The organism is Stenotrophomonas sp. YJH_SMC_20, assembly GCF_059367845.1.
Genome location: NZ_JCAFRG010000007.1, coordinates 123,164 through 144,836 on the forward strand (window position 1 = coordinate 123,164; position 21,673 = coordinate 144,836).

At 67.4% G+C, this 21,673-nt stretch carries 15 protein-coding genes and 1 riboswitch; of the genes, 6 read left to right on the forward strand and 9 right to left on the reverse strand.

The features are described from left to right. Nucleotides 1-343: 343 nt before the first annotated feature. The 4 genes from AC5P6A_RS13615 to AC5P6A_RS13630 form a co-directional block, all read right to left on the reverse strand. Nucleotides 344-2,317 carry an AsmA family protein gene (locus AC5P6A_RS13615; protein WP_346715148.1) on the reverse strand — a complete coding sequence of 658 codons (1,974 nt, stop codon included), beginning with the start codon at nucleotides 2,315-2,317 and terminating at the stop codon, nucleotides 344-346. Nucleotides 2,318-2,400: 83 nt separating this feature from the next. Further along, the gene (gene trhA, locus AC5P6A_RS13620) at nucleotides 2,401-3,039 is read right to left on the reverse strand and encodes a PAQR family membrane homeostasis protein TrhA (RefSeq protein ID WP_021202025.1); all 639 of its coding nucleotides are present in this window, start codon (nucleotides 3,037-3,039) and stop codon (nucleotides 2,401-2,403) included. Nucleotides 3,040-3,192: 153 nt separating this feature from the next. Beyond that, nucleotides 3,193-4,797, reverse strand: a complete 1,605-nt coding sequence (locus AC5P6A_RS13625) for a peptide chain release factor 3 (RefSeq protein ID WP_019660067.1) — start codon at nucleotides 4,795-4,797, stop codon at nucleotides 3,193-3,195. 66 nt (nucleotides 4,798-4,863) lie between these two features. Then, nucleotides 4,864-5,748 carry a M23 family metallopeptidase gene (locus tag AC5P6A_RS13630; protein ID WP_346474952.1) on the reverse strand — a complete coding sequence of 295 codons (885 nt, stop codon included), beginning with the start codon at nucleotides 5,746-5,748 and terminating at the stop codon, nucleotides 4,864-4,866. A 147-nt stretch (nucleotides 5,749-5,895) separates the two neighbouring features. Continuing rightward, nucleotides 5,896-6,014, forward strand: a riboswitch (SAM riboswitch). Nucleotides 6,015-6,091: 77 nt separating this feature from the next. Here AC5P6A_RS13630 and metX point away from each other — a divergent pair. The 3 genes from metX to AC5P6A_RS13645 are packed head-to-tail and all read left to right on the forward strand — an operon-like array spanning nucleotide 6,092 to nucleotide 9,419. Beyond that, the gene (gene metX / locus AC5P6A_RS13635) at nucleotides 6,092-7,123 is read left to right on the forward strand and encodes a homoserine O-succinyltransferase MetX (protein ID WP_019660065.1); all 1,032 of its coding nucleotides are present in this window, start codon (nucleotides 6,092-6,094) and stop codon (nucleotides 7,121-7,123) included. Next, nucleotides 7,120-8,355: an O-succinylhomoserine (thiol)-lyase gene (locus tag AC5P6A_RS13640; protein ID WP_111098789.1), complete on the forward strand. Its 1,236-nt coding sequence runs from the start codon at nucleotides 7,120-7,122 to the stop codon at nucleotides 8,353-8,355. Before metX ends, AC5P6A_RS13640 begins: the two co-directional genes overlap by 4 nt. Continuing rightward, the gene (locus AC5P6A_RS13645) at nucleotides 8,352-9,419 is read left to right on the forward strand and encodes a homoserine dehydrogenase family protein (RefSeq protein WP_019660063.1); all 1,068 of its coding nucleotides are present in this window, start codon (nucleotides 8,352-8,354) and stop codon (nucleotides 9,417-9,419) included. The genes AC5P6A_RS13640 and AC5P6A_RS13645 overlap by 4 nt, the downstream gene beginning before the upstream one ends. A gap of 107 nt (nucleotides 9,420-9,526) precedes the next feature. Here the strand turns inward: AC5P6A_RS13645 and AC5P6A_RS13650 are convergent, their stop codons facing one another. Beyond that, on the reverse strand, nucleotides 9,527-10,522 hold the full coding sequence (locus tag AC5P6A_RS13650; RefSeq protein WP_019660062.1) for an alpha/beta fold hydrolase: 996 nt from the start codon (nucleotides 10,520-10,522) through the stop codon (nucleotides 9,527-9,529). A gap of 203 nt (nucleotides 10,523-10,725) precedes the next feature. Then, nucleotides 10,726-12,108 (reverse strand): L-serine ammonia-lyase, encoded by a 1,383-nt coding sequence (locus tag AC5P6A_RS13655; protein WP_021202030.1) that lies wholly within the window; start codon nucleotides 12,106-12,108, stop codon nucleotides 10,726-10,728. A 100-nt stretch (nucleotides 12,109-12,208) separates the two neighbouring features. Here AC5P6A_RS13655 and AC5P6A_RS13660 point away from each other — a divergent pair, with 100 nt between their 5' ends. Then, nucleotides 12,209-12,439 (forward strand): glutaredoxin family protein, encoded by a 231-nt coding sequence (locus AC5P6A_RS13660; RefSeq protein ID WP_026347031.1) that lies wholly within the window; start codon nucleotides 12,209-12,211, stop codon nucleotides 12,437-12,439. A 71-nt stretch (nucleotides 12,440-12,510) separates the two neighbouring features. Here AC5P6A_RS13660 and AC5P6A_RS13665 read toward each other — a convergent pair whose 3' ends face one another. From AC5P6A_RS13665 to AC5P6A_RS13675, 3 genes are read right to left on the reverse strand one after another with little or no spacing between them, the layout of a single operon-like run. Continuing rightward, nucleotides 12,511-13,083, reverse strand: a complete 573-nt coding sequence (locus AC5P6A_RS13665; protein ID WP_134734745.1) for a YceI family protein — start codon at nucleotides 13,081-13,083, stop codon at nucleotides 12,511-12,513. Nucleotides 13,084-13,086: 3 nt separating this feature from the next. Then, nucleotides 13,087-13,659, reverse strand: a complete 573-nt coding sequence (locus AC5P6A_RS13670) for a cytochrome b (protein WP_005410672.1) — start codon at nucleotides 13,657-13,659, stop codon at nucleotides 13,087-13,089. A gap of 10 nt (nucleotides 13,660-13,669) precedes the next feature. Beyond that, complete coding sequence (locus AC5P6A_RS13675; RefSeq protein WP_021202033.1) at nucleotides 13,670-14,302, reverse strand: YceI family protein; 633 nt, start codon at nucleotides 14,300-14,302, stop codon at nucleotides 13,670-13,672. Nucleotides 14,303-14,466: 164 nt separating this feature from the next. Between AC5P6A_RS13675 and AC5P6A_RS13680 the strand changes: the two genes are divergently transcribed. Next, nucleotides 14,467-18,012, forward strand: a complete 3,546-nt coding sequence (locus tag AC5P6A_RS13680; RefSeq protein WP_346715149.1) for a hybrid sensor histidine kinase/response regulator — start codon at nucleotides 14,467-14,469, stop codon at nucleotides 18,010-18,012. A gap of 96 nt (nucleotides 18,013-18,108) precedes the next feature. After that, nucleotides 18,109-21,636 carry a hybrid sensor histidine kinase/response regulator gene (locus AC5P6A_RS13685; protein ID WP_495222328.1) on the forward strand — a complete coding sequence of 1,176 codons (3,528 nt, stop codon included), beginning with the start codon at nucleotides 18,109-18,111 and terminating at the stop codon, nucleotides 21,634-21,636. Nucleotides 21,637-21,673 lie beyond the last annotated feature (37 nt).

Genomic DNA, 21,673 nt, shown 5'->3' on the forward strand with positions numbered 1-21,673 from the left:
TGGCGCCATCCATGGCGCCAACGGTCCTGCCCAGCCGCACCCTCCGCCTCTGGATACATTTCTGCGAGCGCGGTGTTTACATGCGCGGTGCCTCGCCTTTGGTAGCTGCCAACCTTGGTTGGCAGCAGCTTTTGACTTTGCTTTTTCATTGACTTTGAATTTCCGCTCTCGTTCCGCGCGCGCAGGAAACTGTCGGGAGCCGGAGCAAGGCGGCAGGCAGGACCGTGAGGCGCATGGATGCGCCGACCGAGCCTACAGGGACGTATTTACGGCGTGTCCTGCCTGCGTCACCCGTCCCCCTCAAGCCGCGATCAATGCAGGCGCCGCGAACAACGCTGTAAACCTACTTCGCATACTGCCCGCCGCAGTCGGCATCCTTCCCCGGCCCCAGTTCGATCGTCGCCAGCAACGCCGCCGGCGGCGCGATGCTGCCCAGCGCCAGGGCCACGGCGCCACGAATACCCAACGCCTTGAAGTCGGGCCGGAATGACGGGTCCTTGAAGGTGCCACTGATGTGCAGCGGAGAACGCAGTACCAGAATGCTCCTGTCCTTCGGGCGTGGCTTCAGCAGCAGGTCCAGGGTCTCGTCGCGCAGGCTCACCGTGCCTTCGCCGATGAGGATCGTGTCGGTGGTGTCCACCGCCATCGCTTGGCTGGTCATCAGGCCGTCGCGCACGCCGAAGTCGGCGAAGGCGCAGCGCAGGGGGATCTGCTTGTCGCCGGTCACCAGGAATTTCAGCGATTCGGTGATGTCCAGCCCCGCCAGTTCCATTACCAGGTTGCCGACATGGCCGCGGCCCATCGCCAGGCCGACCTTGCCACTGCTGCTGCCGAGCATTGCGGCGACCGAGTTGCCGTGGCCGCTCAGGTCCACCTCGCCGCCGATGCCACCCTTGGCCTGTTCAGCCAGCTTGGCGTCAGGGAACAACTGGCCCAGCTGCACGCCGCGCACGCTGGCCTTCAGCGCGGTGCTGATCTGCGGACGGCGCGCGTCCATGCGGATCGTGCTGCGGATGTCGCCGCCGGCGACGCCGAAGTTCAGCGGGTCCAACCGCAGCACGCCGTCATCCAGCAACAGGTGCGCATCCATGTCGTCCAGCGGCAACGAAGGGGCGTTGATGCGGTGGGCCTTCCAGCGCACGTCGGCATCCATGGCGCGCAGCTTGCCCAGGTTGTAGGGCGTGTCGGGCAGCACCCGTGCACGGGCGGCAATCCGTGCGGCCTCGGCCTTCTGCTCTGCGTTGGCCGTTTCGCCGCCGCCGGTTTTTGGCGGGGCGCCGACGAAGCCGGCAAGGTCATCAAAGTCCAGGCGCCTGGATTGCAGCGTGGCGGTCAGCCGTGGACGATCGCGTCCCACCTCGAACTGCAGGTTGCCCCCCAGGTCGCTGTCGCCGACCTTGCCAGTGAAGCTGTCGTAACGCCAGACGTCGTGGTCGCGTTTGAGGCGTCCGTTCAACGCATAGGGCGGTGAGGGCGGGATGGCGATGCCGAGCAGAGGGTAGAGATCGGCCAGGTCCGGGCCGCTGAGCGCGAACTGCAGGTCGAACACGCGCAGCTGGAAGGGGTTGGTCAGCGTGCCACTGGCGACTGCGTGAGTGGCGCCGGCCCGGCCATCGAGATGGATGCGGAACGGGTGGTCGCTGTCGGTCAGTTCCAGGGGGGATTCAGTGCCGCCGCGCAGCGTGAACGGATTGCCCTGCCAGCGGCCTTTACCCTGCACCAGCAGCGGTGGCGCAGTGTCGGCCTGCTTCGGTTGGCCGCTGCGCACGTCCACGAGGATGTCGGTGCGGCCCAGCGTGTCGAGGAATTGCAGGCGACCGTCGTCGATGCGCAGCCGCTTGAGTTGGGGGCTTGCCCCGCCGGTGCTGCCGCCGAGGAAATCCCAGTTGCCCGGGTCTCCCTTGCGCGGTGCGGTTTCCAGCAGCACATCCGGCCGGGTCAGGCGTACTTCGGGCAGCTGCACGCTGCCGCGCAGCAGGGGCCACACCCGCACATCGATCTCGACGCGGTCCGCCGTGGCCATGGCGGGCTGTTTTGCCCAGCTGGCATTGGCGAAGGTGATCGCATCGGCGCGGATCGTGCTGGTGCGGCCGAGGTCGACATCCAGGTTCCCGATGTGCAGTGCGCGGCCGGTGCGTGCCTGCACCGCACGCTCCACGGGCCCCTTGAACCAGTTCCAGTCCCACAACGCGAACAGCACCAGTATTGCCGCCAGCATGAAGACCAGGATCGTCAGCCAGCGCCGGCCACGTGGGCCGGGACGGCGGAGGCGCCAGCGGTGCGTGCGCTTTGCAGCAGGGGAGGCGGCAGCATTCACGCTGCCATGGTTGCCCCCTCTTCGTGGACAGGGCGCGAAGCGTCCATGTGCATGGCGTGCACGCGCTGCGTTCGAGCGGTCGTTTACAACACCTGCATGGTGACCGCGACAAAGTGGCAGACACTGCCGCCGATCACGAACAGGTGCCAGATCGCATGCGAGTACGGGATCGATTCACGGTGGTAGAAATAGGTGCCCAGCGTGTACGACAGGCCGCCGGCAAACAGCCAGGCGAGGGTGCCACCGTCGATCGAGGCCCACATCGGCTTGATCGCCACGATCACCAGCCAGCCCATGGCGATGTAGATCACCGTGGAGAGCACCTTGAAGCGGCCGGTGTAGAACAGCTTGAACACCACACCCGCCAGCGCCAGCGCCCAGATCGCAGTGAACAGGCCCCAGCCCCACGGACCGCGCAGGCCGATCAGGGTGAACGGGGTATAGGTGCCCGCGATCAGCACGTAGATCGCGCAGTGGTCGAACACCTTCAGCCGGCCCTTGGCGACCGGATGCTGGATGGCGTGATACAGGGTGGAGGCGGTGTACAGAAGCAGCAGCGCGATACCGAATACGATCGCGCTGGCCAGCTGCCAGCCGTCGCCGTAGATCGCAGCCAGGGTGATCAACACCGCACTGGCGGCCAGGGCGAATACCGCGCCCAGGCCATGGGTCAGGGCGCTGGCGACTTCTTCACGGATCGAAGCAATGGACGTCGTGGACATGGGCATGGGCGTTGTTCGCGGGGAGGGGGACCCGCGTCCCCCTATCATCGCCGCGATGGCCGCCATGTGCACGCCCGTCACCGTATGGGGGATGAATCCGCGCCTATCCACGCATGGCGTGGATCTACCAGGCGCGGATCCGCCTCCGTGGCATCAGCCCACCGAAACGGTATGCGCCGCTTCGCGGGTGGCCGAGAAGCGCACGTCCGGCGAGCGTTCCTGCGCCAGCTGCAGGTTGACCCGGGTCGGCGCCAGGTAGACCAGGTGCCCGGCCGCATCCAGGGCCAGGTTCAGCGCGTTCTTCTCGCGGAATTCTTCCAGCTTCTTCTCGTTGCTGCAGTGGACCCAGCGCGCGGTGGTCACACTGACCGGCTCGAAGGTGGCTTCCACGCCGTACTCGTCCTTCAGGCGGTAGGCGGCCACGTCGAACTGCAGCACACCCACCGCACCCAGGATCAGGTCGTTGCTGGTGAGGGGGCGGAAGAACTGGGTTGCGCCTTCCTCGGACAGCTGGGCCAGGCCCTTCTGCAGCTGCTTGAGCTTGAGCGGATCGCGCAGGCGTGCGCGACGGAACAGTTCCGGGGCGAAGTTGGGAATGCCGGTGAAGGTGACCGCTTCGCCTTCGGTGAAGGTATCGCCGATGGAGATGGTGCCGTGGTTGTGGATGCCGATCACATCGCCCGGCCACGCCTCGGCCGCGATCTCGCGATCGCTGGCCATGAAGGTCAACGCGTTGGCCAGCTTCATTTCCTTGCCGGTGCGCACGTGGAAGGTCTTCATGCCGGCGCTGAAACGGCCCGAGCAGACCCGCATGAAGGCCACGCGGTCACGGTGCTGCGGGTCCATGTTGGCCTGGATCTTGAACACAAAGCCGGTCAGCTTGTTCTCTTCCGGTGCGATCTGGCGGCCGGTGGTGGAGCGCGCCTGCGGCGATGGCGCGTGCTCGACGAAGAAGTCCAGCAGTGGCTGCACGCCGAAGTTGTTCACGCCCGAGCCGAAGAACACCGGGGTCTGCTTGCCGGCGCGGTAGGCGTCCAGGTCGAACGGGTGGCTGGCGCCCTGCACCAGTTCCAGCTCGTCGCGCAGGTCGGCCAGCATCTGTGCACCGATCTTCTCGGCCAGGCCGGGGGCATCGATGGACGGGAAGATGGTGGAATCCTGGCGGGTGAAGTTGCGGCCCGGCTCATACAGGTGCACTTCGCCGGTCAGCAGGTGCACCACGCCCTTCAGGCGCTGGCCCATGCCGATGGGCCAGGTGACCGGGGCGCACTGGATGCCCAGCACGGTTTCCACTTCATCCAGCAGCTCGATCGGGTCCTTGCCCTCGCGGTCGAGCTTGTTGATGAAGGTCATGATCGGGGTGTCGCGCAGTCGGCAGACTTCCATCAGCTTGATGGTGCGCTCTTCCACGCCCTTGGCCACGTCGATCACCATCAGCGCCGAGTCCACCGCAGTCAGCACGCGGTAGGTGTCCTCGCCGAAGTCGGCGTGGCCGGGGGTGTCGAGCAGGTTGACGATCTTGCCTTCGTACGGGAACTGCATCACCGAGGAGGTGACCGAGATGCCGCGCTCCTTTTCCAGTGCCATCCAGTCGGAGGTGGCGTGGCGGGCGGCCTTGCGGCCCTTGACCGAACCGGCCATCTGGATCGCGCCTCCGAACAGCAGCAGCTTTTCGGTCAGCGTGGTCTTGCCGGCGTCAGGGTGGGAAATGATGGCGAAGGTGCGGCGACGCGACGCTTCGTTGGCGACTTCGGACATGGCAGTGGCGCCCGCCCGGGGCGCTATTCAAAGAGATAAGCGCCCGATTATACCGGCCGGGGCCGGTCAGCGCCCGGTACCGCCGTCTGCTTCGCCCTGGCGGGCGAACTGCAGCTGTCCCTGCCCGGCGAAGATGCGCACCGGCACCGAGCGCAGGCCCATGCCGCGGTTGACCTGCACCACGAAGTGCAGGTGCGGCGCAGTGCTGTAGCCGCTGTTGCCGGACAGGCCGATCGGTTGCCCGGCTCCCACCGCCTGGCCGCGGCGCACGCGCATGCCGCCGTCCTGGAGGTGGCCGTATAGGGCCATGCTGCCGTCGCTGTGCAGCACGCGGATGAAATTGGCACGGGCACCATCGCGCACGCGGTCCTGGCCATTGCCACGGAAGCCATCCTGGATCTGCATCACCGTGCCCTCGCGCGCGGCCAGCACCAGGGTGCCCTCCGGCAGTGCGAAGTCGACCGCGTCGCGGTTCTCCTCGTCGTCATGGCTGAATCGCCCCTGCGGAGCCTGGTCCACACGCAGGCGGGCCGCATCGAACGGCAGGCGATAGGCGACATCTTCGGCCTGTGCGGCCGGGTTGCCCGGCACCGACTGCAGTCGCAGATCCAGCATGCGGCCATCGATCGGGGCGGGCAGGTGGCCGACCACCAGGCTGCTGTCGCCCTGGATCAGCGACTCGACCGGGAGGCCTTCGACCGGGTGTCCGGGGGCGGCGCGCAGCTGGATCTGCAGCGGCCCTGCCAGCCCGTTGTCGATCCGCGCCTGCCATTGCGTACCGACCGGCTGCAGGCGCAACTGGGCCATGGGGGCGGCGCCCTCGGCACTGCCTGCGCGGGTGGTACGGGCGGAAGGGGGAGCCAGTCCCCAGCCCTGGCGCCAGTCGCCGGCGTGTACGGTCGCGCTCGCGAGCAGAGGCAACAGCAGGCAGGACAGGGGCAGGCGCGGCATCGGGGTTTCCAGCGAGAGGACCGCCGGGACTGTACCCGATCCTGAACGAGGCGACCGGGACGGCTCTCGCAGAGTGACCCTGGAAATATCTATCGCTTTATCCGCATGAAAGGATTGACAGTGCCGGAAAGGGCTGGCATCGTGACTCCACCATCGAGACCGGCAGAGGGACAGGCCCTTTGAAGCCGGGGCAGCCCGCAGGCGCGCAAGCGTCTGCGTAGGTGCCAAATCCTGCGGGGACCGTGGCGTCCACCGAAAGATGGTTCGAACCATGCACCGCACGTGCATCTCGAACGCGGGCCCCGCGAAGGCTCGATGGCCGATTCCCCAACCGGATCCCGCCATGAGCTTCGCCGCCAGCACCGCCATTCGCCCCGAACCCTTTGTCCCCGTCAGCGTGCCGGTCGCAGACCGCGTGCATGCCGAGCGCGGCGAGTTCGCCGCAGTGTTGTCGATGCGTCACGCAGGTCCCAGTCCGGTGCGCCTGCGCTATGAATGGGTCGGCCCGGCCAATGCGCCGGTGGTGGTACTGGCCGGTGGCATTTCCGCCCATCGCCACGTGGCGTCCAATGCACAGTTCAGCGAGAAGGGCTGGGCCGAAGGCCTGGTCGGCAGCGGGCGCGCGCTGGATCCGCAGCTGCTGCGCGTGCTGGCCGTCGATTTCGTCGGTGCCGACGGTGCGCTGGACGTGCCGATCGATACCGCCGATCAGGCCGACGCATTGGCGCTGGTGCTGGATCATCTCGGCATTCGCGCGCTGAAAGCCTTCGTCGGCTATTCGTATGGCGCGCTGGTCGGCCAGCAGTTCGCGATCCGGCATCGTGCCCGCGTGCGCCAGTTGGTGCTGGCCAGCGGTGCGCATCGTCCGCACCCTTATGCCGCCGCCTGGCGCGCATTGCAGCGTCGCGCGGTCGCGCTGGGCCAGCTGCAGTGCGGCGAAGACCACGGCCTGGCCCTGGCGCGGCAGTTTGCCATGCTCAGCTACCGTACCCCGGAAGAATTCGGCGAGCGCTTCGATGCCGCACCGGAAGTGATCAATGGCCGCGTGCGCGTGGCTGCCGAAGACTATCTCGACGCGGCCGGCGCGCAGTACGTCGCGCGCACGCCGGTGACCGCTTACCTGCGCCTGTCCGAATCGATCGATCTGCACCGCGTCGACCCGGCCGCGATCCTGCCGCCGACCGTGGTGGTGGCCGTGGAGGGCGACCGCCTGGTGCCGCTGGCCGACCTGGTCGGCCTGGTCGAAGGGCTGGGCCCGCGCGGCAGCCTGCGCGTTCTGCGCTCGCCCTATGGCCACGACGCCTTCCTCAAAGAAACCGATCGCATTGACGCGATCCTCGCCACCGCCTTCCGTACTTCTGGAGAGTCCGCATGAGCCTGCACGCCAACGAGCCGTCCTGTAGCCGCACCACTGCCGCTGTCCGTGCCGGCATCGATCGGGACACTGCGCATGGCGCGGTCACGCCGCCGATCGTGCTGTCGTCGAACTTCAGCTTTGAAGGTTTCGGCAACAAGCGCCAGTACGACTACACGCGCAGTGGCAACCCGACCCGCGACCTGTTGGGCGAGGCGCTGGCGGAACTGGAGGGCGGCGCCGGTGGCGTCATCACGGCGACCGGCATGGGCGCGATCAACCTGGTGCTGAACGCACTGCTGCAGCCGGGCGATACCCTGGTGGTGCCGCACGATGCGTACGGCGGCAGCTGGCGCCTGTTCAATGCGCTGGCCAGGAAGGGCCACTTTGAACTGGTCACCGCCGACCTGACCGATCCGCGTGCACTGGCGCAGGCGTTGGCCACCCAGCCGAAGCTGGTGCTGGTCGAAACGCCGTCCAACCCGCTGCTGCGCATCACCGACCTGCGCTTCGTCATCGATGCCGCGCACAAGGCCGGCGCACTCGTGGTGGTCGACAACACGTTCCTGTCGCCAGCGCTGCAGCAACCGCTGTCGTTCGGTGCGGACCTGGTGCTGCACTCCACCACCAAGTACATCAACGGCCACAGCGATGTGGTGGGCGGGGCAGTGGTCGCGCGTGATCCGGCACTGCACGAGCAGCTGGTGTGGTGGGGCAACGCGCTGGGCCTGACGGGTTCACCGTTCGATGCCTTCCTGACCCTGCGCGGCCTGCGCACGCTGGATGCGCGCCTGCGCGTGCACCAGGAAAACACCGCGTCGATCGTTGCCCTGCTGGACCAGCATCCGGCGGTCGGCCGCGTCTATTACCCGGGGCTGGCCGATCACCCAGGCCACAGCATCGCCACGCGCCAGCAGAGTGGTTTCGGTGCGATGCTCTCGTTCGAACTGGCCGACTGCGAAGGCGACGATCCGCATGCCGCAGTGCGTGCATTCGTCGATGGCCTGCGCTGTTTCACGCTGGCCGAATCACTGGGCGGCGTCGAAAGCCTGATCGCGCATCCGGCCACCATGACCCACGCCGCGATGAGCGCCGAAGCGCGAGCCGCTGCCGGCATCAGCGAAGGCCTGCTGCGCCTGTCGGTCGGCATCGAGGCCGAGCGTGACCTGTTGGCCGATCTCGGCGCCGCTCTGCAGCGTGCCGAAGCGGTGATTGATGCGGCTGCGCGCCGCAAACAGGCGGTGGATGCATGAGCGCGCTCGCCGCAGAGATTCCTGCTCTGGGCGTGGGACGACTGGCGCTGCTTGGCACCGGCACGGTCGGCTCGGCCTTCGTACAACGCTACCAGGCGTTGCAGGCACGTGGGCTGGAACTGCCCAGCGTGCAGTGGCTGGCCAATTCACGCACTGCGTTGGAGATCGATCGTGACCTGGCGGTGCCGCTGGAACTGGCACGGCGTGCACCGCGCGATGGCCAGAGTTCGCCACCGTGGGCGAGTGCCGAAGGACTGGAGCGTGGCGACGTGGTGGTCGACGCCACCGCCAGCGAAGACGTAGCCGCGCGCCACGTACAGTGGCTGGCGCGCGGCGTGCACGTGGTCACCGCCAACAAGCTGGGGCGTGGTGCGCAGCTGGCACGCGCGCAGGCCATTGCCGAGCGTTGCGCAGACACGGGTGCGCGCTACGGCGACAGCGCTACCGTCGGCGCCGGCCTGCCGCTGTTGAGCAGCCTGCGTGCGCTGCTGGCCGGTGGTGATCACATCCATGCCATCGAGGGCGTGCTGTCCGGTTCGCTGGCGTGGCTGTTCCATCGCTATGACGGCAAGTCGCCGTTCTCGGCGGCGGTGCGCGAGGCGCTGGCGGCCGGCTACACCGAGCCGGATCCGCGACTTGACCTGTCCGGCGAGGACGTGCGGCGCAAGCTGCTGATCCTGGCCCGCAGCAGCGGGCTGGCGCTGGATGCGTCGCAGGTAGAGGTGGATTCACTGGTGCCTGAAGCGCTGGCAGCGCTGCCGCTGGAGGATGCGGTGGCGGCGCTCGATCAGCTGGATGCGCCGTTGCAGGCGCGCTGGCAGCAGGCGCGCGACAATGGTCGTGTGCTGCGTTTCGTTGGCCGCGTTGATGCCGAGGGTGCACAAGTGGGCCTGCGTGAGCTTCCGGCCGACCATCCCTTGGCGCAGGGCGCGGGCACCGACAACCGCGTCGCCATCCATAGTGATCGCTATCGCCTGCAGCCGCTGTTGATCCAGGGGCCGGGCGCGGGTGCGGAAGTGACTGCGGCCGCGCTGCTGGATGATGTGTTGCGGATCGTCGGCTGATCGCACCGCTCCTGTAGCCGAGCCCACGCCCCGCTGCTCCTGGCAGAATCCCCATCTTGCCGCATGAGCCGAGCGTGGGCTCGGCTCTACAGGGACACGCTTGCCGGTCAGCGCGACTTCAACGCCTTCAACAGCGCGCTGTTGAACTGCTTCGGGTCCTGCACCTGTGGCGAATGGCCCAGTTCGGCGAACTCGATCAGCGTCGCGCCCGGAATCGCCGCGGCTGCCGCTCTGCCGAGTGCCGGATAGTTGCCCAGCGTCGCCTTCACCGTCGGCGGCGCCAGGTCACGGCCGATCGCGGTACGGTCCTTCTGGCCGATGAACAACGTGGTGGGTACCTGCAGGTTCTTCAGCTCGTACACCACCGGCTGGTTGAACACCATGTCCGAGGCCAGGGCCTGGCTCCATGCAACGGCCTGCTTGCCCGGCCCTTCATACATGCCTGACTGCATCCGCGCCCACGGCTCGTAGGCCGGCTTCCATTTGCCGTCGTAGTACACGTCCAGCTGGTAGCGGCGGATGCTGTCATAGCTGATGTTCATTTCGCCGGCGTACCACGCGTCCACGCTGCGCCACGGCACGCCCAGCGCCTTCCAGTCCTCCAGCCCGATCGGGTTGACCAGTGCCAGGCTGCGCAGGTCCTGTGGGAACATCAGCGCGTAGCGCACTGCCAGCATGCCACCCATCGAATGACCGACCAGGTGCACCGGCACATCACCCAGCTGCAGTTGCTGCAGCAACGCATGGGTGTTGGCGGCCAGCTGCGCGAAGCTGTACTGGTAGCGCTCGGGCTTGCTGGATTTGCAGAAACCCACCTGGTCCGGGGCGATCACCCGGTAGCCGGCGGCAACCAGGGGCTTGATCGATTCCTTCCAGGTGGCCGCGCAGAAATTCTTGCCATGCAGCAGCACCACCACGCCGATGGGCGCCTTCTTCGGCGCGATGTCCAGGTAGGCCATCTCCAGCGGCTGCCGCTGCGATTCCAGCGCGAAGGTCTTCACTGGATAGCCGTAGTCGAAGCCCTCCAGGCGCGGCCCATAGCTGGGCGCGGCGAGGGCGGACAGCGGAAGGCAGGCAAGCAGGGCGGTAGCGATCACGCGCATGGGGCAGTCCTGGGCAGGGGAGCCCCGAGCCTAACCGCAACGCAGTGATGGTGTCGTCCGACCGGCCAGGGACAACGGGGTAGAGTCGACTGTCAGTCGACTGCTCTTCGATCAGACCGCGAACATCCCGCGCTGCGCGCGATAGTCGACTGACAGTCGGCTCTACCTGCGGGCCGGCGCCATCGCGCCGGGCCCGGTCGACCTCAACACTCGATGACGTTCACCGCCAGGCCACCGCGGCTGGTTTCCTTGTACTTGTCCTGCATGTCGCGGCCGGTATCGCGCATGGTCTTGATCACCTTGTCCAGCGACACCTTGTGCTTGCCGTCGCCGCGCATCGCCATGCGCGAGGCATTGATCGCCTTCACCGCACCCATCGCGTTGCGTTCGATACAGGGGATCTGCACCAGGCCGCCAATCGGGTCGCAGGTCAGGCCGAGGTTGTGCTCCATGCCGATTTCCGCGGCATTCTCGATCTGGCTGGGATTGCCACCCAGTGCCGCGACCAGGCCACCGGCGGCCATCGAGCAGGCCACGCCCACTTCGCCCTGGCAACCCACTTCGGCGCCCGAGATCGAGGCGTTTTCCTTGTACAGGATGCCGATCGCTGCCGAGGTCAGCAGGAAGTCGAATACGCGCTGCTCATTGGCGCCGGGGCAGAAACGGTCGAAGTAATGCAGCACCGCCGGCAGCACGCCGGCGGCACCGTTGGTCGGCGCGGTTACCACACGGCCACCGGCGGCATTTTCTTCGTTCACCGCCAGTGCGTACAGATTGACCCAGTCCAGCGTGGTCAGCGGATCGCGCATTGCCGCTTCCGGCTTCGACGACAGCTCGCGGTACAGCGCCGGCGCACGACGGCCCACCTTCAGGCCACCCGGCAGCACGCCTTCCTCGCGGATACCGCGCGCCACGCAAGACTGCATTGCGCTCCAGATCTCGCGCAGCTGGGCACGAATCTCGTCTTCGCTGCGCCAGCACTTCTCGTTCTCGAACATCAGCTGGGCAATGCTCAGGCCGCTGCGTGCGGTCTGCGCCAGCAGCTCGTCGCCGCTCTTGAACGGGTAGGGCAACGGGGTCTCATCGGGCACGATCCGGTCGTCGGCCGCGTCGTCCTGGTTGACCACGAAGCCGCCGCCGACGGAGTAGTAATCGCGGGTAGCGATTACTTCGTCCTCGGCGTTGTAGGCGGTGAAGCGCATGCCGTTGGTGTGGTACGGCAGCTTCTGGCGCTTGTTCATGCCCAGGTCGCGCTTCTCGTCGAAAGCGATCTCGTGCTGGCCCATCAGCTGGATGCGCTTGCTGCTGCGGATGCGCTCGAGCGTAGCCGGAATGATGTCCGGGTCGATCAGGTTCGGGCGCTGGCCTTCCAGGCCGAGCAGGATCGCCTTGTCGGTGCCGTGGCCGCGGCCGGTCAGCGCCAGCGAGCCATAGACATCGGCGCGGATGCGCGCGACCTCGGGCAGGCGGCCCGGATCGAGCAGCCAGCGATGGATGAATCGCTCGGCGGCCTTCATCGGCCCGACGGTGTGCGAGGAACTCGGGCCAATGCCGATCTTGAAAACGTCGAACGTGCTGACAGCCATGGATGCCGTACTGCGGGTACCGGAAGAGACCGCTATTCTAGCGGCTCACGCCGCACTTCCATGGCTGCGGCGCAGCATTTCGGCAGAGGGAGCAAAACCGGTGTTGACTCTGTTCCAGCGTGACGATTGCCACCTGTGCGACATGGCCCTGGCCGAACTGGCCAAGGCGCGGGCGCCGGAGTTCGAATCGGTGTTCCTGGATGACCAGCCGGCGCTGGAATCGCGCTACGGCTCGCGGGTGCCGGTGCTCCGCGACGAGCGCGATGACCGCGAGCTGGACTGGCCGTTCGACGCGGCCACGGTGCAGGCCTGGCTGGCCGTCGATCGGTAGTGCCGGCCGCTGGCCGGCAACCCCTCTGTTCCCGGTGATGCCGGCCAGCGGCCGGCACTACCGGAGGCGTGTTATTTCGCGTCGAACTTCACGATCGTGCTGATCGCGGTCTCATCCGGGATGGTCTTGGTATCGGCCCAGTCACCACCGCCGACGCCGAAGTCCAGGCGCTTGACCGTGGCCTTGCCGGTCAGCACCGGCTGGGCGCCCGGCTTCCAGGTGAAGGTGAGGGTGACCGGCTTGCTGACGCCACGCAGCTCGAGGGTGCCATCGGCGGCGAACTGGTCGTTGCCGACCGCGCGGAAGCCTTTGGCGGTGTAGCGCGCAGTGGCGAACTTGCCGACGTTGAAGAAGTCGGCACCCTGCAGGGTCGAGTCGCGGTCGCTGTTGCCACTCTTGGCACCGGCCAGCGGGATCACCACGTCCAGCGAGCCGGCGGCCGGATTGGCCGGGTCGAAGCTGAGCTTGGTGGCGAAGCCCGGGAAGCTGCCGGTGAACACCTCGCCGTCGTACTTGGTCGCGAACACCAGGATCGAGCCGGCGCCGGGGGCCTGCGCATAGTCGGCAGCGAGCGCCGGGGCGGTAGCCAGCATGCCGGCCAGGGCGGCGGCCACGGCGGCCGGAGTGGTCAGTTTCAGGTTCATCGGTCAGTCCTTCTGAGGGGAGGCAAGCCAGCCGCGCGGCAACATGCGGGACAGGGTCGCATCGCGCTGGAACAGGTGGTGGTAGAAGGCGGCACCGGCATGGGCCAGTACCACCGCGATCAAGAGCCAGAAGCCGTATTCGTGGATGGCATGTGACACCGCGACAACCTGCGGGTCGGGTCCGCTCAGCTTGGGCACATCCACCAGGCCGAACCAGCGGAACGGGCGCAGGCCGCTGGCCGAGTCGTACAGCCAGCCCGACAGGGGGATGGCGAACATCAGCACGTACAGCAGCACGTGGGTGGCGCTGGCGATGCGTTCCTGCCAGCTGGGCACGCCCGGCACCGGCTTCGGCGCACCGGCATACAGGCGCCAGCCCAGGCGGAACAGCACCAGCGCCAGCACCGTGATGCCGATCGACTTGTGCGCGGTATAGACCCAGAAATACTTGGGGGTCTTGGGCAGCTCGCCCATGGTCAGGCCGACCACGCCCAGGGCGAGGATCAGCAGTGCGATCAACCAATGCAGGATCTGGCTGACACTCCCCCAGGCGGCGGGGGTGTTCTTGGCGGTCATGAAAGGTCCTCTAGCGGGCCATCTTGGGGTCGGAGTGCGGAACGGGAGCGGGAGTTCCCGGGGCGTCGCTGCGGTCGAGGGTGGCTTCAGCCTCGATCCTCAACTGCACTGCATCACCGATGACGCCTGGCCAGGCGGTGATGCCGAACGCGCGCCGGCTCAGCGTGGTGCTGGCCGAGAAACCGGCGGTGCGTCGGAATGGGGGCAGGGGGTAGCGCTTGATGGCGTTGAGGGTCACGTCCAGCGTGATTTCCTGGCTGACCCCGCGCAGGGTCAGGGTGCCGATCACGTGGGCGCGCCTTGCATCGATCGGTTCGACCCGACTGGAGACGAAGTGTGCCTTCGGGAAGCGCTCACCATCCAGCAGGCTGCGCGCCAGCGTGGCCTGGTTCCATTTGGCATCACCAAGGTCCAATCGCGACACGGGCACCTCGACGTCCAGTGTGGCTTCGCGCCAGTTGTCGGGATCGAACTGCAGGCGTCCTTCACTGCCGGAGACCGTGCCCATCGCCTGCGAGTAACCGGCGTGGTCGATGGTGAACAGCACACGGGTATGCACCGGATCGAGGCGATAGGTATCCGCATCGGCCCAGGCGGGAGCGGTGGCGAGCAGCATCGGCAGCAGTGCCAGGCAGGGACGCATCGATGGCGGGCTCCGGAAGGGGACGTTGCGATCATACGCACAGCCCCCCGCCAACGTTGCGTGCATGGCTGCAACAGTTCGTGGTGGGTCCACCGGTGGAAACAGCCTGTTGCAGCCATGAACCCGGCGCTGTGTGACAATCGGGGCAGGACAGGGGGTTCAGGATGACGAGCGGTTGGCGCCTGTGGCGCCGGGGCATCGCGGGAGTGGGGCTGCTGCTGATGGCATTTGCCGCGGCGGCTGCGGCCCCGGACATGGCCGAGACACCGCGGCTGCGCCGTTTCGGTGCCGCCGAAGGCATGCCCTCGCGCATGGTGCTGGCGCTGGCCGAGGATCGCCAGGGCCATGTCTGGGCCGCCACCGATGGTGGCCTGGTGCGCTATGACGGTGGCAACCTGCGGGTGTGGGAACATGATCCGGAGCAGCCGGGCTCGCTGCCCGGCAACGAAATCGAGACCCTGCTGGTCGATCCCCTGGACCGCGTCTGGGTCGGCATCAATGGCAAGGGCGTGGCCCGGCTGGATGCCGACCGCGACCGCTTCAAGACCTTTGATACCGTCAACGGCCCCTGCATGAGCCAGTTCTGGACGCTGGCCTACGCCGAGGATGCACTGTGGATCGGCACCAGCGGCCATGGCGTCTGCCGTTTCGGTGAAGATGGCAGCCTGCGCTTCTTCGAGCATGATCCGGCCCGTCCCGAGGGATTGCCCAGCAATACCATCTACAGCAGCCTGGTCGATGCGCAGGGACGCCTTTGGATCGGCACCGAGGCGGGCATTGCGCGCTGGAACGGGACTGGGTTCGAGGCTGTCGCACCGCGCGAACTGGGGGCGCTGAGCGTGTTGCGCCTGAGCCGCGACCCCGACGGCTCGATCTGGGCCGGCAGCCAGAATGACGGCCTCTACCGTATCGACCCGCAGGACCGGGTCAGTCGTCCACGCTGGGCCGACAGTGCGCGCCTGCGTTCGGCGCTGGTGCTGGCTGATCGCCAGGGCGGTTACTGGGCAGGCACCTCCGATGGCCTGTTGCGTGGAGATGCCAGCATGCTGTGGCGGCTCGATGGCGACCGCGGCAGTGGTTTCCTCACTGCCCAGAGTGGTGTGCTCGATCTGCTGCAGGACCACGAGGGCGGATTGTGGGTGGCGCTGCTGACCCAGGGCCTGGCCTACCTGCCCCCGGACTGGCGCCGGTTTTCGATCTGGAACCAGCTTGACGGCAAGCCGCTGGACAGCCAGTACCTGTTGAGTGCAGCCAGCGATGGCCAGAACTACTACGTTGGCTCGGCACATGGCGTGTACCAGCTGGATGCGCAGGGGACCCTGCGGTTGCTGGCCAGCGATCGCGAGATTGGCAGCGGGGCGGTGTGGTCGGTGCTGCCGCGGCCGGACGGGCGCCTGTGGCTGGGGCGTGCCGGCCGCATCAGCGTGTACGACCCGGCCACCGGCGCGTTGCACGATTGGCGTATCGACGGGGGCGCGGACCTGCGCCAGCGCGTCGATCTGATGCGGCAGGCCCCCGATGGCACGGTCTGGCTGTCGGTGATGAACCTCGGCCTGCAGCAACGCAGTGCCGACGGCCGCATACTGCGCAGCTACCCGCTGGAGGATTTCCGCAAGACGGCCGATTCACCGATTGAGCAGATCCGCTTCGATGCCCAGGGCAAGGCCTGGGTGATGGGCGACATGGGGATCTGGCGTGAACAGGCCGGGCGCTTCGAAGCGGTGCCGGGCGTTTCGCGCGGGCTGATCTATGACCTGGTGTGGGTCGATCCGCAGCAGCTGTGGCTGGCCCGGCAAGGTGCGCTCGAGCGCTATCAGTGGGATGGCATGAGCCTGCGCCTGATCCAGCGCATTGATGGCAGTGCGGGCGTGCCGCCGGTGAGCATGGGGGGGCTGGCGTTGGCCGAAGACGGCCGCCTGTGGGCGACCACGCCACGTGGCCTGCTGCGATGGGATCCGAAAGCGCGCCGCCTGCAGCAGTTCAACGAACGCGATGGCCTGCCCGACGCCGAGTTCACCAGCCGGCCGCCGGCGGTGAATGCCGACGGTCGCGTGCTGGCGGTGGCCCAGACCGGCCTGGTCGAGTTCGATGTGAATGCCGCCGATACCACGCTGCCGCCTTCGTCACTGGTGATCGCCGAGGTCCGCGTGCGGCGCGATGATGCCCGTGGCTGGCAACCGCTGCCGACCAGCGGCACGTTGTTGCTGGGGCCGGATGACCGTGACCTGCAGATTGATGCGCGGCTGCTTTCCTATGCCAACCCGCAGGGCAACCGCTACCGCTTCCGGGTGCAGGGCTACGACCAGAACTGGGTGGAGCAGGGCGGTGACGGCCAACGCACGCTGTCGCGGCTGCCGACCGGCAGCTACGTCATTGAAGTCCAGGCGGCGACGGCCAGTGGCGCCTGGACACCTTCGCAGCGGCTGCAGGTAAAGGTTTTGCCACCCTGGTGGCGCAGCGGCATGGCGATCTTCGGCTACCTGCTGATCGGCTCGTTGCTGCTGCTCATCGTGGTGTGGTCGATCCGTGCGCGGCTGCGCCGCCGCCAGCAATGGCAGTTGACCGTGCACAAGCAGCAGCTGGCGGAGCAGGCATCACAGGCCAAGAGCAGGTTCCTGGCCACGCTGGGCCATGAGGTGCGCACGCCGATGACCGGCGTGCTCGGCATGAGCGAACTGCTGCTGGCCACCCCGCTGGATCCAGTGCAGCGCAGCTATGCAGGCTCGATCCAGCAGGCGGGCAGCCACCTGCTGCGGCTGGTCAATGACGCGCTGGATCTGGCCCGCATCGAGGCCGGCCGGCTGGAGCTGGACCTGCGCCCGTTCGATCTGGCCAGCCTGCTCGACCAGGTGCAGGCGTTGATGCAGCCGATGGCAACGCAGCGCAATCTGGAGTTCCGCCGTGGGGACGATCCACCTGGGCCGATCAGCGTCAGTGGCGACGAGATGCGCGTGCGGCAGATCCTGCTCAATCTGCTGGGCAATGCAATCAAGTTCACCGAGCGCGGGCACGTCGGCCTGGCCGTGCGGCTGGAAGACAACGGTGGTGGACTCTGCTTCGAAGTGCATGACACCGGCCCGGGCATCAACGCCGAGCAGCAGGACCGCCTGTTCCATCGCTTCGAACAGGCCGATGGCCCGCGCACCGCGTCGCGCTATGGAGGCAGCGGGTTGGGCCTGGCGATCTGCCAGGAGCTGGCCGTGGCCATGAACGGGCGGATTGAAGTGGACAGCCAGCCGGGCAAGGGCGCCCGCTTCCGGGTATGGCTGCCGCTGCCCTGGAACCGGCAGGCCGCCAATGCGCCGGGCGAATTGCCGGTACTGCCGATGCTGCCGCCACTACGCATCCTGCTGGTGGAGGATGACGCGACCGTGGCCGAGGTCATCGCCGGCCTGCTGCGTGGCCGTGGCCACGACGTGGTGCACGTGCTGCATGGTTTGGGCGCGCTATCGGAGATCGCCACCGATGGCTTTGACGTGGGCCTGCTTGATCTGGATCTGCCGGCGCTGGACGGCACCGCCATCGCCCGGCAGCTGCGCACCATGGGCTATGAACTTCCCTTGGTGGCGGTCACTGCACGGTCCGACGCCTACGCCGAGGCCCAGGTCCTGGCGGCTGGGTTCGATGGCTTCCTGCGCAAGCCGGTGACCGGTGACATGCTGGTGACTGCCATTGCCCAGGCGCGCGCAAAACGACAAACCGCCCTTTGAATGCGCCAGCGCCGGGCGTGAACGTCGCGACTTTCGGTTTACCATGCCGACGCCCGTAGTGCGGGAATCATCAGAAGCAGCGTGAGGAGGCAATCGGTGGTGTATCTGCGGGCGGCGATGCTGCTGCTGGTCCTCCTGTGCGGCCTGTCACCCGCTGCGGCGCAGCCGGTGCCACCGACCCCGCGCCAGGTGACGGTGTTCGACGGCTTCCCGTCCAACACCGTGAACCGCATGGCCGAGGATCGTTACGGTTACCTCTGGATCGCTACCAATGACGGCCTGGCCCGCTACGACGGGCGCAACTACCGGATCTGGCGCTCGGAAGACGGCCTGCGCGACAACCGCATCTGGACGGTGCTGGTCGATGCCCGCAACCAGCTCTGGATCGGCACCGAGAACGCCGGCCTTGTACGGATGTCGGCCGATCGCCGCCAGCTGCACTTTTACGACCGCAGCAGCCAGCCGTTGATGGGCACCAACACGGTCTGGAGCCTGGCCACCACGCCGGATGGTTCGGTCTGGTTCGGCACCCACGAAGGTGGTCTGTACCGCCTGGACAACCAGGACCGGTTGCAGCGCTTCCTGCCTGAAGCGAACAACCCGCGCAGCCTGCCGGCGGCATCGGTGCCGTACCTGGCCACCCTGGCTGACGGCAGCCTGTGGATCGGCACCAAGCATGGCGTCGCGCGCTGGACCGGCACGGACTTTGAGCGGGTCGGGGCCGGCATCATTCCCAGCCTGCTGATCAATGGCTTGACGGCCGAATCCGATGGCAGCCTTTGGATCAGCACGATGGCCGGTGCCATGGTGCGCCGTCCCGATGGTCGTTTCGAGGCACCGTCCTGGAAGCTGCCCGAAGGCGAGCAGGTGCTGGGCATGATGCTGCGCGACGAGCAGGGCGGGCACTGGCTGGACACCCGCACCGGCCTCGGCCGGGCGGTCGATGGCCAGTACCAGGCCGTGCCCCTGTACAGCGCGGTGGCACGTGGCCCGGTGCGCCCGAACTGGACAGGTGCCTACGAGGATCGCGAGGGCGGCATCTGGTTGGCCAGCACGAATGCCGGCCTGTGGCACCTGTTGCCGCGCTGGTGGCAGTTCTCGGTGCTGTCGCGGCTGGAGGACGACCCGCGCTCGCTGCGCAATGCCTTCGTGCTGGGCACCAGCCCCTCCAGCAATGGCGGCATCTGGACGGTCGGCAGCCACGGCGCGCTGGACCGCTTCGATCCGAAGACCGGCAGCATCGAACAGCACCGTACCTGGGTCAACGGCATGCACTGGCTGACCTCGGTGCGCGAGGATCGCCGCGGCCAGGTCTGGATCGGTTCCAACGACGCACTGCTGCGCTATGACCCGAAGCGGCGTGATCTGCGCCGCTGGGGCCGGGATGCCGGCGCCGACGCGACCATGGAAGGAGTCATCGAATCCATGATGACCTGTGATGGTGACAGTCTCTGGCTGATGCTGCCGTCGGGGCTTCAGCAACGCGATCTGGATGGGCGCCTGCGGCGCCAACTGGATAATGGCCAGCGTGGATTGCAGCAGGGCCAGCTCAATCTGGACGTGGAATGCGGGCCACAGGACCATATCTGGCTGGCAAGCAGCCGTGGCCTGCTGCAGTGGCTGCCGGAAAGCGAGCGTTTCCAGCCGGTGCCGGGTGCGCCGGCGACCGCGATCCATGCACTGCACGTGGGCACCGATGGCCAGGTCTGGCTGTCCGAAGATGGCCGCCTGTCGCGCTACCGCTGGAGCCAGGGCCGGCTGGAGCGGCAGGCCGTGATCGGTGCAGAGCAGGGCTACCCGGCGATCTCCGCCTCGGGGCTGGTGGTCGATGCGCAGGGGGTTGCGTGGGCAACCAGTGCGCGTGGCCTGGTGCGCATCGGGGCCGACGGCCAGAGTGTGCGCCTGTATGGCGTGCACGATGGCCTGCCGAGCCAGGAATTCCGCGAACACACGCTGGTGATGTCGGCAGACGGTCATCTGGTGGCAGGTACACCGGCCGGTGTGGTGGTGTTCGACCCGAAGCAGGTACGTCCGTCGATGCGGCGTGCGCCGCTGGTGATCGAGCGGGTGGAGGTGCGCCGCAACGAGCAGGTGCTGGACCTCACCCACGACGCGCCGTTGCAGATCGCCGACGGCGACCGCGATCTGCGCATCGTCGCGCGCCTGTTGTCGTTCGCCGATTCGGCGTCCAACACCTATCGTTACCGCTTGGCCGGCTATGACCCGGACTGGGTGGAAGTGGGGCCGGCCGGTGAGCGCTTGTTCTCGCGGCTGGCACCGGGCAGCTATCGGCTGGAAGTGCAGGCGCGGTCGGCTGACCATGTCTGGTCACGTGTGCAGAGCCTGGAATTCCGCGTGCAGCCACCGTGGTGGCGCAGCTTGTCCGGCCTGTTGATGCTTGCCTCGTTCGCGCTGCTGCTGACCAGCTGGTTCGCCTGGCTTTACCGTCGGCGCCTGCAACGTCGCCACGCCTACCAGCTTGCGCTGCACAAGCAGGAACTGGCCGAACAGGCGTCGGCGGCCAAGACCCGCTTCCTGGCCAATCTTGGCCACGAGATACGTACACCGATGACCGGTGTGCTGGGTATGAGCGAGCTGCTGCTGGCCTCGCCGCTGGATCCGCAGCAGCGTGGCTATACACAATCGATCCGCCATGCCGGCGAGCACCTGCTGCATCTGGTCAACGATGCGCTGGACTTGGCGCGGATCGAATCGGGCCGCCTGGAGCTGCAGCACAAGCCGTTCGCACTGGGCAGCCTGCTGCAGGACCTGGCCGCGCTGATGGGGCCGTTGGCGGCGCAGAAGGGCCTGCGTTTCACGCTCGACAACCAGCTGCCCGCCGGCCTGCAGGCCAACGGCGATGCAATGCGGGTACGGCAGATCCTGTTGAACCTGCTCTCGAATGCGGTCAAGTTCACCAGCCGCGGCACCATCACCCTGCACGCCCGCAGCGACGCCGAACTGCGATCGCTGCATTTCGAAGTGCGCGACACCGGCCCGGGCATCAGCCAGGAACAGCAGCAGCGCCTTTTCCGCCGCTTCGAGCAGGCCGATGGCGCACGCACCGCTGCACAGTACGGTGGCAGTGGCCTGGGCCTGGCAATCTGCCGCGAACTGGCGCATGCCATGCAAGGGCGGATCCAGGTGGAGAGCCAGCTCGGTCGTGGCACCTGCTTCGGCGTGACGTTGCCGTTGCCGATGGTGGTCGATGCCCATGCCGAGGCAGAGGGTGATACGCACCGCCAGGAAGCGGCCAACATGCCGCCATTGCGGGTACTGCTGGTGGAAGACGACGCGACCGTGGCCGATGTGATACGCGGGCTGCTGAGTGCGCGTGGGCATGAGGTGGTGCATGCAGGCCATGCGCTGGCGGCGCTGCGCGAGATCAGTGCCGGCGATTTCGACGTCGGCCTGCTGGACCTGGACCTGCCGGGCCTGAGCGGTTTCGAACTGGCCCAGCACCTGCGCAACCAGGGCTACATGCTGCCGCTGCTTGCCGTGACCGCGCGGACCGATCCGGACCTGCAGCAGCAGGTGGAAGCGGCCGGCATCGGCGGTTTCCTGCGCAAGCCGGTGACCGGTGAACTGCTGCTGGAAGCGATCGCCAGGGTCATGGGGCGGTAGGGTGCGGCGGCAGGGCCTGCGGCCCTGCACCTGCTGC